Origin of the sequence: Nocardia sp. NPDC059180, from assembly GCF_042754945.1 — a bacterium.
GTDB lineage: Bacteria > Actinomycetota > Actinomycetes > Mycobacteriales > Mycobacteriaceae > Nocardia.
Map to the genome: position 1 here is coordinate 170,113 of NZ_JBHZBU010000009.1, position 15,632 is coordinate 185,744.

At 69.3% G+C, this 15,632-nt stretch carries 14 protein-coding genes and 2 pseudogenes; 7 read left to right on the forward strand and 9 right to left on the reverse strand.

The features are described 5' to 3' along the window. Positions 1 to 9 precede the first annotated feature (9 nt). The gene (locus ACFXNW_RS25285) at positions 10 to 465 is read right to left on the reverse strand and encodes a hypothetical protein (protein WP_379420279.1); all 456 of its coding nucleotides are present in this window, start codon (positions 463 to 465) and stop codon (positions 10 to 12) included. A gap of 182 nt (positions 466 to 647) precedes the next feature. On the opposite strand from ACFXNW_RS25285, the pseudogene ACFXNW_RS25290 reads away from it, so the two are divergent. Further along, positions 648 to 1,586, forward strand: a pseudogene (locus tag ACFXNW_RS25290) (SDR family NAD(P)-dependent oxidoreductase); the annotation flags it as partial. 70 nt (positions 1,587 to 1,656) lie between these two features. Here ACFXNW_RS25290 and ACFXNW_RS25295 read toward each other — a convergent pair. Together ACFXNW_RS25295 and ACFXNW_RS25300 are read right to left on the reverse strand one after the other, a co-directional pair. After that, positions 1,657 to 2,289 carry a hypothetical protein gene (locus tag ACFXNW_RS25295; protein WP_379420280.1) on the reverse strand — a complete coding sequence of 211 codons (633 nt, stop codon included), beginning with the start codon at positions 2,287 to 2,289 and terminating at the stop codon, positions 1,657 to 1,659. Between the two features lie 270 nt (positions 2,290 to 2,559). Next, entirely contained in the window at positions 2,560 to 3,315 is a 756-nt protein-coding gene (locus ACFXNW_RS25300; protein ID WP_379420281.1) for an alpha/beta fold hydrolase, read from the reverse strand. A 74-nt stretch (positions 3,316 to 3,389) separates the two neighbouring features. On the opposite strand from ACFXNW_RS25300, the gene ACFXNW_RS25305 reads away from it, so the two are divergent. Next, complete coding sequence (locus ACFXNW_RS25305) at positions 3,390 to 3,539, forward strand: hypothetical protein (RefSeq protein ID WP_379420282.1); 150 nt, start codon at positions 3,390 to 3,392, stop codon at positions 3,537 to 3,539. Here the strand turns inward: ACFXNW_RS25305 and ACFXNW_RS25310 are convergent. Together ACFXNW_RS25310 and ACFXNW_RS25315 are read right to left on the reverse strand one after the other, a co-directional pair. Further along, positions 3,530 to 5,098 carry a DNA polymerase Y family protein gene (locus ACFXNW_RS25310; protein WP_379420283.1) on the reverse strand — a complete coding sequence of 523 codons (1,569 nt, stop codon included), beginning with the start codon at positions 5,096 to 5,098 and terminating at the stop codon, positions 3,530 to 3,532. The two genes, ACFXNW_RS25305 and ACFXNW_RS25310, sit on opposite strands and share 10 nt — an antisense overlap. Positions 5,099 to 5,125: 27 nt before the next feature. Then, positions 5,126 to 5,881: a hypothetical protein gene (locus ACFXNW_RS25315; RefSeq protein WP_379420284.1), complete on the reverse strand. Its 756-nt coding sequence runs from the start codon at positions 5,879 to 5,881 to the stop codon at positions 5,126 to 5,128. Between the two features lie 356 nt (positions 5,882 to 6,237). Here ACFXNW_RS25315 and ACFXNW_RS25320 point away from each other — a divergent pair, with 356 nt between their 5' ends. Further along, positions 6,238 to 7,362: a serine/threonine-protein kinase gene (locus ACFXNW_RS25320; protein WP_379420285.1), complete on the forward strand. Its 1,125-nt coding sequence runs from the start codon at positions 6,238 to 6,240 to the stop codon at positions 7,360 to 7,362. Positions 7,363 to 7,365: 3 nt separating this feature from the next. On the opposite strand, the gene ACFXNW_RS25325 is transcribed toward ACFXNW_RS25320, so the two are convergent. Both ACFXNW_RS25325 and ACFXNW_RS25330 read right to left on the reverse strand, forming a co-directional pair. Next, positions 7,366 to 8,001: a response regulator gene (locus ACFXNW_RS25325; protein ID WP_379420382.1), complete on the reverse strand. Its 636-nt coding sequence runs from the start codon at positions 7,999 to 8,001 to the stop codon at positions 7,366 to 7,368. A 414-nt stretch (positions 8,002 to 8,415) separates the two neighbouring features. Further along, positions 8,416 to 9,702, reverse strand: a pseudogene (locus tag ACFXNW_RS25330) (PspC domain-containing protein); the annotation flags it as partial. 147 nt (positions 9,703 to 9,849) lie between these two features. Between ACFXNW_RS25330 and ACFXNW_RS25335 the strand changes: the two are divergent. From ACFXNW_RS25335 to ACFXNW_RS25345, 3 genes are all read left to right on the forward strand, one after another. Then, positions 9,850 to 11,475 (forward strand): PspC domain-containing protein, encoded by a 1,626-nt coding sequence (locus tag ACFXNW_RS25335; protein ID WP_379420286.1) that lies wholly within the window; start codon positions 9,850 to 9,852, stop codon positions 11,473 to 11,475. Beyond that, positions 11,468 to 11,686: a hypothetical protein gene (locus tag ACFXNW_RS25340; protein ID WP_379420287.1), complete on the forward strand. Its 219-nt coding sequence runs from the start codon at positions 11,468 to 11,470 to the stop codon at positions 11,684 to 11,686. The genes ACFXNW_RS25335 and ACFXNW_RS25340 overlap by 8 nt, the downstream gene beginning before the upstream one ends. 140 nt (positions 11,687 to 11,826) lie before the next feature. Further along, the gene (locus tag ACFXNW_RS25345; RefSeq protein ID WP_379420288.1) at positions 11,827 to 11,979 is read left to right on the forward strand and encodes a hypothetical protein; all 153 of its coding nucleotides are present in this window, start codon (positions 11,827 to 11,829) and stop codon (positions 11,977 to 11,979) included. A 1-nt stretch (position 11,980) separates the two neighbouring features. On the opposite strand, the gene guaA is transcribed toward ACFXNW_RS25345, so the two are convergent. After that, entirely contained in the window at positions 11,981 to 13,555 is a 1,575-nt protein-coding gene (gene guaA, locus ACFXNW_RS25350) for a glutamine-hydrolyzing GMP synthase (RefSeq protein ID WP_379420289.1), read from the reverse strand. A gap of 98 nt (positions 13,556 to 13,653) precedes the next feature. Here guaA and ACFXNW_RS25355 point away from each other — a divergent pair, with 98 nt between their 5' ends. After that, entirely contained in the window at positions 13,654 to 14,460 is an 807-nt protein-coding gene (locus tag ACFXNW_RS25355; RefSeq protein ID WP_379420290.1) for an alpha/beta fold hydrolase, read from the forward strand. A 6-nt stretch (positions 14,461 to 14,466) separates the two neighbouring features. Here ACFXNW_RS25355 and ACFXNW_RS25360 read toward each other — a convergent pair whose 3' ends face one another. Then, a complete protein-coding gene (locus ACFXNW_RS25360) occupies positions 14,467 to 15,627 on the reverse strand; it encodes a GuaB3 family IMP dehydrogenase-related protein (RefSeq protein WP_379420291.1) in 1,161 nt (386 codons plus the stop codon). Positions 15,628 to 15,632 lie beyond the last annotated feature (5 nt).

Genomic DNA, 15,632 nt, shown 5'->3' on the forward strand with positions numbered 1-15,632 from the left:
GGACGCCGATCAGCTCGCCTTCAGCCGTTCGGTGGAGCCGGCGTCGAGCGCGCCGGACACATGATCGAGCCCGGTGCGGATCACCTGGCCGTAGGCATCGTTGGCGAGCACCTCGAGATGACCTTTGGCGAGCGCCAATTGCATTCGGGCGGAGTCGAAATCGCCGACGCGGCGGTGACTGTCGGCCAGGTTCAGGTACAGCGAGGGCAGAAACCCACGCATGCCCTCGTCCAGCGGACTGCCCGGCGCGAACACCGCCGCGAGCGCCCGCTGATCCCAGACCAGCGCCTCCTCGGCCGTCTCCACCACATCGGCAAGATGATGGGCGATCACGCAGCGATGCAGCGGATCACCGTACTCGCCGATCTCCTCCCACAGCGTATGCAGCGCACGCCGCGCCGCCTCCTGGTCAACGCCGCCGAGCCGCACCGCGGCATAGATGTCCGCCATCCGATCGTCCGTCATGACTCCATTATCGCACATATGTTCGAACGATTTCGCGCGTTCGAACGTGTCGCGCCGATGTTCTTCAGATGTGATACAAACCACTTGGCACGGAACTTACTTCGGAGTAAGTTCGGTGCCGACAGACCTGCGAAGGAGCAGCGATGACCCGAGCCGACGACGCCGTCGTACGTGAACAGATCCGCCGCAATCAGCGCAACCGCGACCTCACCGGACGACACGTCCTGATCACCGGCGCCTCCTCCGGAATCGGTCGGGCGGCAGCGCTCGCCGTGGCCGACAAGGGCGCGGTGGTGTTCCTGCTGGCCCGGCGCGCCGACGAACTCACGGCCGTGGTCGAGCAGATCCGCGCCGAGGGCGGCAGCGCCTACGGATACCAGTGCGACGTCACCGATTCCGAGTCGGTGGACCAGGCGGTCAAGACGATCCTCGACGAGCACGGCCACGTCGACATGCTGGTGAACAATGCCGGCCGCTCCATCCGGCGCGCCATCCACCGCTCCACCGACCGCCTGCACGATTTCGAACGCACCATGGCGGTCAACTACTTCGGCGCGCTCCGGATGACCCTCGCCCTGCTACCGCAGATGCGCGAACGCAAATTCGGCCACATCGTCAACATCAGCAGCGCCGGCGTGCAGGTCGCCACTCCCCGGTTCGCGGCCTACCTGGCCAGCAAGGCGGCCCTGGACAAATTCACCGAGGTGGCCGCGGTGGAAACGCTGGCCGACGGAGTCACCTTCACCACCATCCACATGCCGCTGGTACGGACCCCGATGATCACCCCGAGTGGTAATCAGGGCCCGTCCGAATCCCCGGAGTGGGCCGCGGCCACCATCGTGCGCGCGCTCAGCGAACGCCCCAAGCGCATCGACGTCCCGCTCGGCACACTGGCCGAATACGGCGGCATCGTCACCCCCAAGCTGCGCGACCGCATTCTGCACCGCTACTACCGCGCCCTCCCCGACTCCCCCGCCGCCCGCGGCGAACAGGACGACACCCCCGAGCCCGCCGAAACCATTGCCCCGCAACCGGACACCCGGCCTCGTTCGGCGGCCCGCAAAGCCACCGGTGCAGCCCTGCGCCGCGCTGCCCGCTGGGTCCCCGGCACCCACTGGTGATCCGGCGAGTGGTACCTGGCTGCGGGGCCTACTCGACCGATACCGCAGCCAGGTACCACTCGCGGCGCGCTCAGCCGAGGACTTGGGCGGGGTGCGGGAGGTAGCGGTTGGCTTGTTTGCGGAGTTTGCCCCACATGGCGTAGCCGAAGATGGGTGAGTCTGTGGCCATGTGCAGTTGGCGTGTACCGAGGTCGGCGATGGCAGGCAGCACGCCTGAGCCCCACTGCGCCCTGGTGGTCAGGCGGGACAGAGCGGCCGGGTGGACACGTTCGGAAACCAGTGCCGCCACCGACATCGCCCCACCGAGCGCACCGAGCGAACGCTGGGATCGGGCGAACTGATCGAGCTGACGCGGAAAGTTGTCCATCGCCATCGGGGACACCTCCGGGACTTCGGCGACGCCGAGTACGAACTCGACGGGCGAACCGAACGAGGCCAGCGGGTTGATCGTGATGATGCCGATCATCGTCTGGACCGGGCCGACCCAGGCGTGCTGGATCCTGAGCTGGTCGGCCATCAACCGCTGCGCGACCGCGCCGATATACGCCTGTGCGGGACCTGATCCCGGCCCCGGAGGCGGGGGTTGCGGCGGCGCGGAGGGAAACGGTGGTGGCGGTGCCGCCGGATACGGAGCAGGCGCGGCCGGATACTGCGGCACCTGCTGGGGCGGAACATGGTGCGGCGGCCCCTGATAGGGAGGCACCGGAGGCGGATACTGCCCCGGCGGAGGCGGCGCTCCCGGATACCGCGGCTGCCCGGATCCTGGACCCCCGGGATACTGCGGGTAATTGCCCGGCCCCCACGGCGGTGTCATGCGTGTCCTCCCCTCGTCTGGCAACGCCCATGGACCCTACTCCGACAGCAGCTGCCGGCCGGCCACGTGGACCCGGAACCGAAGCACGTGACTTTGGCGATCGCAGGTACCACGAGAAATTCCGGCCCCGTACGCATCCCCGGCCAGGCGGGACCGGACTCAGTGACCGAGGAACGGCAACACCGCGGCGGCGAATTCGCGGTAGCGGTCGCGGTGGATGCTGTGCCCACAAGTGAAGGCGGTGACCGAACAGTCGGGGACCGAGGTGCGCATGATCTCGAGTTTGTCCGGATCGACCATGCCGCCGGGGCCGCCGCGCAGGACGAGGGTCGGGGCGGTGATCTCGGTGAGCCGTTCCCACCACTCCGGATGCGGCTTGCGGAACTGTTCGAGCGCGGTCCGCGTCATCGACCGGTCGAAGGCGAGCACCGCGCGGGGATGACGGACCAGGCTGGAGGTGGCGTGCCACAGCTCCGGAATGCTCGGCAGCCTGCGTGTGAGGGTGAGCTCCTCGGTACCCGATCGCAGCGGCAGCGGGCATTCCTCCATCACCAGTCGACGGACCAGGCTCGGTTGTTCCTGCGCGACACAGGACACCGCGTAACCGCCGAGCGAATGCCCGACCAGGTCCACCCGGTCCAGTTCCAGGAACTCACACAACCGCAGCACATCGTCGCCGAATTCGGAGAACAGATAGGACTCGGTATGCGCGCTGCGACCGTGTCCACGCAGGTCGGGAATGATGACCCGGCGTCCGGCGCGCACCAGTTCGCGGGCGAACCGATCCCAGGTGTGGCCGTCACCGCCCATACCGTGCACCAGCACGACCGGGACATCGTCGACCGCGACCGCCCCGGAGTCCCGGTAGGCGATCAGCACGTCGCCGAGTGCGACCCTGGCCGTCGTCAGATCCACGATCTTCGAGGGTACCGGCGGGTAGCGGGGGCAGGGCATGATCTGCCACACACCGATATCTGCTCGGCGAGCGGATGACGGCCGCGCTGGACGCCGGATACGTCATGACCGAGGTCGCCGAGGCCCTGGTCGACGACGCGTGGATCGAACGCAAACCCCGCTGGGCGGAGCTGCGCGATCAGTCGTTCACCCTCGCGACCGTCTGGACAGCCCCTCATTCGTAGAGGCCTTCCACATGCCAGCTCCCCTCGCGGGTGATGAGCAGCAGGGTGTGTGGCCCCGGTAGTTCGACTTGGACGCGGGCCGCCGGGGCGGATCCCGAGGCCCACCAGAGTTCGTCCATCGGCCATGGGCCTGCCCATGCGGTCAGCTCCCACTGTTTGCTGCCCCAGCGCAGCCGGGCAGGGGTCGCGCTGAACAGGCCGCGATCGGTGACGTGCACCGGGTCGCCACCGGCGGATTCCAGTTGGACCTGTGGACGGTTCATCATGAGCACCGCCGGTGCCGGTTCGGGCAGACGACCCGGCCAGGGCAGCGCGGGATCGGTGGCGGGCACCTGTTCGTCGCCGAGGGCGACCATGGTGATCCGTTCGGCGGGTCCACGACCGCCGCTGAGTACGCCGACCTGCACCGCGGCACCGCCGAGCAGGCCCTGTACCCGGACCAGGGCGCGCATCGCCCGTGCGTCGGTACCGCCCGCGTCGCCCCACAGGCCGAGCTGGAGCGCGGCGGCCGGGATCACCTCGACCGGTTCCAGGCGCAGCAGGGTGATCGGTGCGGTGGGTCCGCCGGAGCCACCGGTGTCGCGGTGGGTGAGCCAGCCGTCCAGTTGCCAACGCACCCGGTCGGCGACACCGTCGGCGGTCAGCGGCTCCGCACAACGCCAGATGCGAGTGAGATGTTCGCCGGCGGCGGTCTCGGCGAAGACCGCGAGCCTGGTGCAGGCCACCGCCGCAGCCGAGAGCGCGGCATGGGCGCGGGTGGCGAGCAGGCGCCCGGCGAAGGCGGCGGCGTCGACGCGGTCGATCGGCGGATCGCAGCGCAATTCCACCGTCAGGTCGCGCGGCGGGGTACGTACGGACGGCGGGCGTTCGGGCAGGGCGCGGGCGCAGCGGTGCGCAGCGATGGCATCGACGCCGAACCGGGAGGCGACCTGCGTCGGGGTCAGCGCGGCGAAATCGCCGACGCGCCGCAGGCCGAGCCGATGCAGCAGATCCACCAGGTCGACGCGCTCGGGCGCCGCCAACGCCGGTTCGACGGCGAGTTCACCGATCGGCAGCGACGCGAGGAATTCGGCACCCGCGCCCGGCGCAACGATGGTGGCGCGGCGCGCCGCGAGCACCGCGGTGGACAGTTCGTCGGCGATCCCGATCTGCGCTTCGGCCCCGGCCGCGGCCACCGCGTCGACGAGCCGTTCGGCCGCGGCTTCCTCGGAGCCGAAGAACCGCGCCGCGCCGCGTACGCCGAGGATCAGCAGCCCTGGTCGCAGCACCTCCACTCCGGGCACCGCGGCATCGACCGCGGCCACCACCGGCTCGAACAGGCGCGCGTCCCGATCCGGGTCGGACTGGGCGATGAACAGTTCCGGGCACCGCGCCTGCGCCTCACGTCGACGCAGCCCGCGCCGCACCCCGTCGGCTCTGGCGATCGCCGAGCAGGCCACCACCTTGTTCGCCGACAACACCGCCACCGGTCGGTGGGCGGGCACCTTCCCCAGTGCCGCCGCCGCGACCGCAGGCCAGTCCGGGCACCATACCGCCAGGACACGGGCAGGCCGGTTCATGGGCTGCGCCCAGGCGACGCTGCGCACTCACGATGCGGTTTCACGCACATCGCTGGTCGTTTCAGTTGTGGCGGTGCTTGTTTCGCGAGTCACCCATTCCATCCGGCCACCGCGCGGGCGCAGGGTGATCCGGCCGTTGCGCGGCAGCGATGAGCGACCGGTGACCTCGACGTCGAGGGAGATGGAATCGAGGCGGCCACGGCCTGCGCCTAGTCCGGTGTATTCGGCGACCCGGGCGCCCAGGCGCAGTGACGGTGCGGGCCAGCGCCCTTCGGTGACGATCAGCGTGGCGCCCTTGTTGCGGGCGCGGGCGGCGATCACCCTGGCCCGAGCGGGGGCGACGGCGCGATCACCGAGGCCGAGCAGCACCAGGTCGAGCCCATCGAGCAACACCGCGGCCACCTCCAGCGGATCCGGCCCCGGGTCGGCGACGACGGCCAGGCGCTCCAACCGCGCTCCCATTTCCGCCGCGGCCAGCAAACCGAGCCGCGGCATCCCGACCACTACCGCGTGCCCGCCACCCGCAGTGACCGAGGCAAGCACACCGGCGAGCAGCGATCCCGCCCCGGTGTAGGCCACCACCGATCCCCGGACCAAGCCACCATCGGGCAGGAGTTCGGCAAGCGCCGACGGGACGGGCAACGTCTCCCGAGGCGTTCCGTCCGAGGTGGGCGGCCGTTGGACCGCGGATTCGCCACGCCCGGGCACCGCCGCCATTTTGCGCCGCAGTTCTGCCAGTTCCTGCGGCGTCGCGCGCCCCGCCTCTCGCGAATCCGAACCCATCACACTCACCTACCTCCACGGATGGACTCCCACTCCGAGCACAGCCGCCGGAGCCCGCCACGGCGCTCTCCGGGCCCGACCCGGCGAGCACCGCGACACGGCACGCATCCGGCGCCGACCACCGGCACTCCCCGCCGAGCACATGCCACCGGGACGTCTCGGCGATCCAGCACCGATTCAGCTATCGATCACTATCGAATATACGTTCGAATTGCTCTCGGTAGAAACCCGCCCCTGAAATCCGTCGAGCCCGCGCCGCTCACCGCCCCGAAACCGGCGCCGTGACCACTGTCACGGCGGCGAACTCCCGGCCCGAATCCGGCCAGCTACCACGGAATTCGGCTAGTCTCGGCACCATGATCGATCGTCCCCGTCCCAACGTCGGCCCGGATTATCTGGTGGCCGGTCGCTACCGTCTGCAGTCGAAACTGGGTGGCGGCGGAATGGGCGCGGTATGGCTGGCGACCGACCGGCTGCTGAACCGCGATGTCGCCATCAAGCAGGTCCTGTCCACGGCCGGGCTCGACGAGGACGAGGCGAACCGGATCCGCGAGCAGATCATCCATGAGGGCCGGGTCGCGGCCAAGCTCTCCCATGAACACGCCATCGCCGTCTACGACGTGGTGCTCGAGGCCGGTGAGCCCTGGCTGGTGATGGAGCACCTACCGTCGCGCAATGTGGCCAAGGCGCTCGGGCTGGTCGATACGCTGCCGCCGATCGAAGTGGCGCAGATCGGCGCGCAGGTCGCCGACGCGCTGGCCGCCGCCCATGCCGTCGGCATCGTGCACCGCGATATCAAACCCGGAAATATCCTCGTCGCCGACCGCGGGCCCGGCGTCGGTATGGCCAAGCTCAGCGACTTCGGCATCTCCCGCGGTTCGGGTGAGTCCGCCGACGAACCGGATGGCGTCATCACCGGCACACCCGCCTATCTGCCGCCCGAGGTGGCCCGCGGCGCCCGCCCGACCGAGGCCAGCGATGTGTTCTCCCTCGGCGCCACGCTCTACACCGCCGTCGAGGGCCAGCCGCCGTTCGGCTTCGACGACGACAGCGGCGCCGTCGTCGAGCGCGCGGCCATGGCGCAGATCATTCCGCCCAGCCGCAGCGGTGTGCTCACCCAGGCGCTGCTGCACATGATGGAACCGGCGCCGCAGCGTCGTCCCACCATGGCCGAGGCCAGGGACGAAATCCTCACCGCCGTGTTCGGTCCGGGCACCGGGCCTTATATTCTCGGCGCCCCGGTCCGCACCGAGGACGGCACCATTCCGGCGTGGGCGGCCCGCAATTCGGCGTCGGGGCTTCGTAGTCCGCTGTCGACGCCGCTGCCGCGCCGCACCCAGCCCACGCAGGCGCCCGTCGCGGCCGCCCCGGCACCGCTGGGCGCCAAGCTGCCGCAGCCGAGCACCGCACCGCTGGCCATCGCCGTCGGGCTGCTGATCGGGCTGGTCATCATCATCGCTGTCATCGTCGCGGTGATGTAGCGGTCAATCTATCCGCCTGCGGTGTGCCCAGCGGGTGAGGGCGTTCCGGTTGGACTGCTGGGTTTTGCGCAGCACGTTGGAGGCATGGGTTTCCACAGTCTTCACCGAGATGAACAGGGTTTCGGCGATCTCGCGGTAGGTGTAGCCGCGGGCGAGCAGACGCAGTACCTCCAGCTCACGCGGGGTCAGCGAATCCAGTTCCGGGTCGAGGGGCGGTTCCGGGGCCGGGGATTTCCCGGTGAACGAATCGAGCACGAAACCGGCCAGCCGCGGGCTGAATACGGCGTCACCGCCCGCGACCCGGCGGATCCCGTCGGCCAGTTCGGCTCCGGAGATGGTCTTGGTGACATAGCCGCGGGCGCCGGCGCGGATCACCGCGATCACGTCCTCGGCGGCGTCGGACACGCTCAGCGCCAGGCAGACCGGGCCGTCTTCGATACCGGCCAGCACCGCGACACCGCCGCCGTCTGGCATGTGCACGTCGAGCAGCACGACATCGGGTCGGGTGTTGTTGATACCGGCGACGGCTTCGGCGACCCCGCCTGCCTCACCGACCACCTCCATATCGGTTTCCCGGCTCAATTCCGCTCGCACACCGGAACGGAACACGGCGTGATCGTCGACGAGAAAAACCCGCACCGCCACCTACTTCTCCTTCACCGGACAGCCCGATCCGCTGTCACCACTGTGTCCCGGTCGCCCGGAACAATTCCATCGGTACCACAGCGGCCGCGAACCAGCCGGATAAAGCCGTCAGCGTCGATCGGCTCGAACCGCGGGCGCGATCGGCTGCGTCGCCGCGTCACCGCTTCGCACCGGATTCGTCTCGCGCGCCTGGCCGGTGTCGTTCGACAACGAGCCGAACGGCACCGTGGCCCTCGGCGCATCGGAATCCGCGCCGTTGCGCTTCGAGTTCGCCACTGTGCCACCGTCACGCGTATCGGCTACATCACCCGAGGTCGCACGGTTATGTTCCGCTGCATCGCCGTTACGCGAATCGGTGGCCGTATCGGGTTCACCCACGCCCACATCATCGGTCGAACCGTCGCCCGGATCGGCGGACGATTCGTCCTCGACCCAGGAATCGGTGCGCGGCATGATGATCCGCACTTCGGTGCCGCGGCCGGGGTTGGACACGATCTCCACCTGCCCGCCGCGCCGTTCCACCCGACCGCGAATGGATTTGGCCAGTCCCTGCCGATCCGCGGGTACCTCGTCGACGTCGAATCCCACGCCACGGTCGCGGACGAACACACTCACCTGATGCGGTTCGGTCTCGGCGAACAGGTCGATGACGGGAACGCCCGCATGTTTGGCGGCATTGACCAGCGCTTCCCGGCTGGCGCCGAGGACGGCGGTGAAATGCTCCTTCGGCAGGCCCGATCCGGTCTCGGCGATATCCATCGAGACATCGCCGACGGTCACCGGCGTGACCTTCACACCGTGCTGGTCCTCCACCTCGCCTGCGATGGTGCGCAGCGCGGCGGCCAGGCTCGACTGCGCGGGCGCGGAGTCCTCGAACAGCCATTTGCGTAGTTCGCGTTCCTGGCTGCGGGCCAGCCGGACCACCTCGTGCGGATCATCGGCCTGGCGCTGGATGAGCGCCAGGGTTTGCAGCACCGAATCGTGCAAGTGCGAGGCGATTTCCTCGCGTTCCTCGTTGCGGATGCGGGCGGCGCGTTCGGTGTTCAGTGCGCGCATCATGCGCAGCCACAGCGGCACCGACAGCAGCCCGGCACCGAGCAGGGTGACCGCCACCGCCAGCAATGCCGAGCCCAGCGAGCCGATGTCGATGCGGGCAAGCACCACCACCGCGAGCCCCGCCACGATCAAGGTGATGCCCGCGACTATGCGCGACCACGTGACCATGGTCGGTTTCGCGGGCAGGCCGAGCAATGATCGCGGACCGTCCGCGTCGTACTCGCGCCACACCAGCGCCGCACCGACAGCGACCGCGATCAGCGGAACGATGATCCGCGCCGCTGTCCCGCTGAACAGCGCCGACATCGCCACCGACAACCCGAACCCGAGCAGCGCGAGCCCGATGGCCTGGCGCCGCTCCTGCCCCGACGGCCGCGCATCGTCGGCACCGCCCGGCGTGAAGATCCACAGCATCGCGTACGCGACGATCCCCGCCCCCGCGAGCGCGGACAGCAACACGAACGCCATCCGCACCTTGAACACGTCGACCCCGAGATGATCGGCGATCCCGCCGGCCACCCCACCGACGATCCGTCCACCCGACCGCCGCACCAACCGCCCATGGGTTCCCTCGACGGGTTCAACCCCCCGCGCAGCATCGAACCCACGCGAGTCGAACGCCGGAACAGACGGATACATACTCCCGATACTGGCACGGCTCACCGACAGCCAGCCATGGGGAAACACCCTGAAATCCAGGTGGCCGATCCCGTCCATGCGGTTCAGGATGATTTTCAGGGTGAACCCCGATGCGCCGGGGGCAGCCCGGGGCTGACGATAGTTGGCATGACTAGGACGAGCTTCGGCGATCAGCTTCAGCAGATGTGGCAGACGCGGCCGGTGCGGTTGCCGCGGCGCGGGCCTATCGCAGGGGTCGCGGCCGGGTTCGGGCAGCGCTACAACGTCGATCCGGTGCTGGTGCGGGTCGCGTTCGTGGTGTCGACGATCTTCGGCGGTGCCGGGATCGTGCTGTATCTGCTGGCCTGGCTGTTGTGCAGCGCGCAGGGCGACGAGACCTCGGCGGCCGAGTCGTTGATCGGCAAGGGGCACAGTTCGCAGTCGCAGACCAAGACGATCGTGCTGATCGTGGCGTTGGCCATCGCGGTGAGCGCGGTGGGGCCGATCGGGGTCGGGCTCGGCGGGTCCGGGGTGATCGGGCTGGCTGCCATGCTGGCCGGCTGGTGGATGCTGTTCATGCGCACTCCGGAACCACCGGCTCTCGGATTCGGCGAGATGGACGGAGTCACCGGGACCGGGTACCCGGGCACCGCCTTCCCGCAGACGACACCGCTGTGGACCGGCCAGGACTCCTTCGAATCCCCCACCTACGGCCCGTACACGCCGTACACGAAACTGCCCGAGCAGTATGTGCCGGACCGGCAGGTGGTGCTCGACAAAGACCCGAGCGCACCCACCGATCAGGGCGCGGCACCTGCGGCCGACTCGTTGCAGCAGGCACCTGCAAGCCTCATAGCCGGTGACTCCTCGACGAAGTCCGACGAGAGCAGCACCGAGGTGCTCGAGCCCGAACACGCAACCGAGGCCCTCGCAAACACGCACGCCACCGAGGTCCTCAGCACCGGTCTGAACGCCACCGACAGTGCGGCGACCTCAGCTCCCGACGCCGACACACCGTCCGCCGTCCCGCCTTCCGACACCGCAAAACCGCAGCTCACGAAGGCCTCGAATCCGGCAACGCCCAGCACACCGAGTGCTCTCCGCCCCAGCCCACTAACTCCGAGCCCCACCCCGCCCTCCTGGGACCCCCTCGGTGTCGCTCCGATGGCCTGGGATCTCCCCGAACCGTCCCCGGCGAAGACCGTCGTCGCCCCGGAGCCGAAGAAGCCCCGCTCCCGGCTGACGCCCATGGTGCTCGGCCTGGCGATCCTGGCCGCCGCGGCCGCGGGTGCAGCGGCCGCGTCGGGAGCGGAGTGGATGACGCCGGGGCGGATCGCCGCGGTGGCGCTCGGCGTGGTCGGGCTCGGCCTGATTCTCGGTGCGTTCCTGCGGCGCGGCTACGGCCTGCTGGTGGTAACGGCACCGCTGGCCGGGTTCGTGGTGCTTGCCTCGATGATCGGTCCGGTCAGCTTCGACGGCGCCACCATGGGTGAGCGCACCTGGACTCCGCTGGCGACCGGTGATCTGAAGCCCGAATACAGCGTCACGATGGGTTCGGGGACGCTGGATCTGCGCGAGCTCGGCCTGACCGAGAACCGCACCGTCGACGTGTCGGTGCAGATGGGCGAGGCGATCGTGCTGGTACCTGAGAATATGAACGTCCGGGCCGACTGCACGGTGCGGATGGGTGACGCCTTATGCCCCGAGGGGCTGACCGGTCCCGGTGGCGACGCTCCGGTGCTCGACCTGAACATCGATGTCCGAGCGGGAAGTGCGGAGGTGCGCCGTGGCTGACAATCACACCGGCAATGCGACCGACAAGCGCCGTGGACCGTCGTTCTCCCTGCTGATCGTCGGGCTGCTCGCGCTCGCCCTGAGCATCTGGGCACTGACCGGCCCGGTGTCCTGGCCTGCCGCGGGCGTCCTCTCGATCGGCTGGGTGATCGTGGCGACAGCCATCGTCGTCGGGCTGCTGCTCGTACTTTCCCCACGTAAACGCAGGTAACACAACCGAATAGGAACGGCCCGCCCGCACCCGGCGGGCTGTTCGCGTAGCACCACCGCCGCAGTAGAACCGAGAACCTTTCCGCGGCAACCCGACTCGCACCGACCGACGCCGCCGAATCCCGGCCGACAGGAGATCCGATGTCGCAGCACCGTTCCGAGCACCACGAATATCCCGAACACCCGCCGATCACCGACGAGCACACCCTCGAACCCGCGCCCGCCGCGCCGTCGGACGGCGTCCCACTCGGCCGCATCATCCTCGGCCGAGCCTGGCCCTATCGGATCGGCTGAATCACTCCCACTCGATGGTGCCCGGCGGCTTGCTCGTCACATCCAGCACCACACGGTTGACCTCGGCCACCTCATTGGTGATCCGGGTGGAGATGCGCTCGAGCACCTCATAGGGCAGGCGGGTCCAGTCCGCGGTCATGGCGTCCTCACTGGACACCGGACGCAGCACGATCGGATGACCGTAGGTGCGGCCGTCGCCCTGCACGCCGACGCTGCGGACATCGGCGAGCAGCACCACCGGGCACTGCCAGATCTGGCGGTCCAGCCCGGCCGCGGTGAGTTCCTCGCGGGCGATGGCGTCGGCCTGGCGCAGCGTGTGCAGCCGGTCCTCGGTCACCTCGCCGACGATGCGGATGGCAAGACCCGGGCCGGGGAACGGCTGCCGGGCAACGATCTCCTCGGGCAGGCCGAGCTCGCGACCGACCGCGCGAACCTCATCCTTGAAGAGCAGCCGCAGCGGCTCGACCAGCTCGAATTCCAGGTCTTCCGGCAGGCCGCCGACATTGTGATGGGACTTGATGTTGGCCGTGCCCGTACCGCCACCGGACTCGACCACATCGGGGTACAGCGTGCCCTGCACCAGGAACTCGACCTCGGGCGCGACACCGTCGGCGTTGCTCTGTTCGCCGACGACCTCCGACACCGCGTCCTCGAAGGAGCGGATGAACTCCCGGCCGATGATCTTGCGCTTCTCCTCGGGGTCGGTGACGCCCTTCAGCTCGCCGAGGAACTTGTCCACCGCGTCGACGGTTACCAGCCTGGCACCGGTCGCGGCGACGAAATCCTGCTGCACCTGCTCGCGCTCACCCGAACGCAACAGTCCGTGATCGACGAATACGCAGGTCAGCCGGTCGCCGATGGCGCGCTGCACCAGCGCGCCCGCGACCGCGCTGTCCACGCCGCCGGACAGACCGCAGATGGCGTGCGCGTCGCCGACCTGCTCACGGACCCGCTCGATCAGCGATTCGGCGATACTGGCGGGCGTCCAGGTGGCGGGGATCCCGGCGATCTCGTGCAGGAACCGGCTCAGCACCTGCTGGCCGTGCGGCGAATGCAGCACCTCCGGGTGGTACTGCACACCGGCGAGCCGGCGGGCCCGATCCTCGAATGCCGCGACCGGCGCGCCCGTGGTGGTGCCGGTGACCTCGAAACCGGCGGGAGCGTCGGTGACGGCGTCACCGTGGCTCATCCACACCGGCTGGATGGTCGGCAGACCGCCATGCAGCACGCCACCGTCGATATTGAGCTCGGTGCGGCCGTATTCGCGGGTTCCGGTGTGGGCCACCGTGCCGCCGAGCGCCTGCGCCATTGCCTGGAAGCCGTAGCAGATGCCGAACACCGGCAGACCGAGGTCGAACAGCCGCGCGTCCAGCTGCGGTGCACCCTCGGAGTACACGCTGGACGGTCCGCCGGACAGGATGACGGCCAGCGGCTGCTTCTCGGCGATCTCCTCGACCGAGGCCGTGTGCGGGATCACCTCGGAGTAGACACTCGCTTCGCGGACTCGACGGGCGATCAGCTGCGCGTACTGCGCACCGAAGTCGACGACGAGGACGGGTCTCTGCGAATCTGCCACCCGAACAGTTTAGAGCTCGCCCATCACCGCTCCGACCTCAGCCCGCACCCCGCCCAATCGCCCGACGCGCTCCCGGACTGCTGACTATCCTCGACGTCGTGCCATTCGCCCGCGCGATCGATGCCGACATCCACTACGAGGACACCGGCGGCAACGGCCCGCTGGTTCTGCTGGCACACGAATTCTTCATGGACCGCACCATGTTCGCCGAACAGATGGATGCGCTGGCGCCGGAGTTCCGCATCGTCACTTGGGACGCGCGCGGTCACGGCCGCACCAGAGACCAGGGCTTGCCGTTCACCTACTGGACCGCCGCGCGTGACGCGCTGACCGTGCTCGACCATCTCGGCGCCGAGCGTGCCGTGGTCGGCGGCACCGCCCAGGGTGGGTTCACCGCGTTGCGCACCGCGCTCATCGCGCCCGAGAGGGTCTCCGCATTGATCCTGATCAGCACCGAGGCGCACGGGCCGACACCCGAACAGTCAACGGCCACACAGCGTTTCCTGGCCGAATGGTACGACGACGGATCCCGTCCGCGCGCGGTGCAGCGACTGGCGCACTGGCTCATCGGAGACCACGACCGGCACCGCACGGTATGGACCGAACGCTGGCTCGCACACGACCGGCACGGCATCGAAGTCGCCGCGGGCTGCCTGCTCGGCCGGGATTCGGTGCTGGACCGGCTCTCCGAGATCAGCTGCCCCGCGCTTGTCGTGCACGCCAGCCACAGCGGCATCGCTCGTGAGCGCGGGAAGCTGCTCGCCGAGTCGATTCCCGGCTCGACCTTCGTCGAGATCGACGGCGCGCGGCTGGCGGTGACGATGACCCATCCGGATCCGGTCAATCACGCGATCCGGCAGTTCCTGCGCGGCCGCGCGGTCAGCACCGCCACCCGCCGACACTGAGCGCGATCAGGCGCGGACGCTGAGCCCGACCTTCTGGAACTCCTTCAGATCCGAGTACCCGGCCTTCGCCATCGACCGGCGCAATCCGCCGACGAGGTTGAGCGAGCCGAACGGATCGTCGGACGGGCCGAACAGCACCCGCTCCAGGCTCGGCCGCACGGAGTCCTCGCCGTCGCCACCCAGATCCCACGGATCGTCTACATGCAACATCGAGCCACGCGGCACCGACGGATGCGCCGCCGCCGACGGCCAGTACCAGCCGCGACCCGGTGCCTCGGCGGCGGTGGCCAGCGGCACACCGATCATGGCCGCGTCCGCGCCGCAGGCGATCGCCTTCGCCAGCTGGCCCGAGGCCGCGATATCGCCGTCGGCGATGACATGCACGTAGCGGCCGCCGGTTTCGTCCAGGTAGTCGCGGCGCGCCGCGGCGGCGTCGGCAATGGCCGTTGCCATCGGGACCCCGATACCGAGCACTTCACCGGTAGTGGTCGCACCCGGGTAGGAGCCGTAACCGACGATGACGCCCGCCGCGCCGGTACGCATCAGGTGCAGCGCCGTACGGTGATCGCTCACCCCGCCTGCCACCACCGGCACATCCAGCTCGGCGATGAAGGTCTTGAGGTTCAGCGGCTCACCATCGCCGACATGCTCGGCGGAAATGATCGTGCCGTGCACGACCAGCAGATCGATACCCGCCTGCACCAGCGCCGGCGTCAGCGCCTGCGCGTTCTGCGGGCTCACCCGCACCGCTGTCGTCACGCCCGCGGCCCGCACCTGCGCCACCGCGGCGGCCAGCAGATCCGGCTGCATCGGCGCGGCGTGCAACTCCTGCAGGTACGCGATCGCCCGCTCGTAGCCACCCTTGGCGACCAGGTCGAGCAGCTGATCGATCTTGGCCGACACATCCGCGTGCCGCGCCCACAGCCCCTCGCCGTTGATCACCCCGAGACCGCCGAGCCTGCCGAGTTCGATCGCGAACTCCGGCGACACCAGCGCATCGGTCGGATGGGTGAGGAACGGGATCTCGAACCGGTAGGCATCCAGCTGCCAGGCCAGCGACACCTGCTTGGCCGAGCGGGTCCGGCGCGAGGGGACGATATCGATATCGTCCAGCTCGTAGGTACGCCGAGCCGTCCGGCCCATCCCGATCTCGACCATGTCGCGCACTGCTC

Bases quoted from the DNA above. Each gene is read 5' to 3' on its own strand.
- ACFXNW_RS25320 (WP_379420285.1), top strand. From the start codon at position 6,238: ATGATCGATCGTCCCCGTCCCAACGTCGGCCCGGATTATCTGGTGGCC.
- ACFXNW_RS25305 (WP_379420282.1), top strand. From the start codon at position 3,390: ATGACGGCCGCGCTGGACGCCGGATACGTCATGACCGAGGTCGCCGAG.
- ACFXNW_RS25335 (WP_379420286.1), top strand. From the start codon at position 9,850: ATGACTAGGACGAGCTTCGGCGATCAGCTTCAGCAGATGTGGCAGACG.
- ACFXNW_RS25310 (WP_379420283.1), bottom strand. From the start codon at position 5,098: ATGAACCGGCCTGCCCGTGTCCTGGCGGTATGGTGCCCGGACTGGCCT.
- ACFXNW_RS25315 (WP_379420284.1), bottom strand. From the start codon at position 5,881: ATGGGTTCGGATTCGCGAGAGGCGGGGCGCGCGACGCCGCAGGAACTG.
- ACFXNW_RS25345 (WP_379420288.1), top strand. From the start codon at position 11,827: ATGTCGCAGCACCGTTCCGAGCACCACGAATATCCCGAACACCCGCCG.
- ACFXNW_RS25285 (WP_379420279.1), bottom strand. From the start codon at position 465: ATGACGGACGATCGGATGGCGGACATCTATGCCGCGGTGCGGCTCGGC.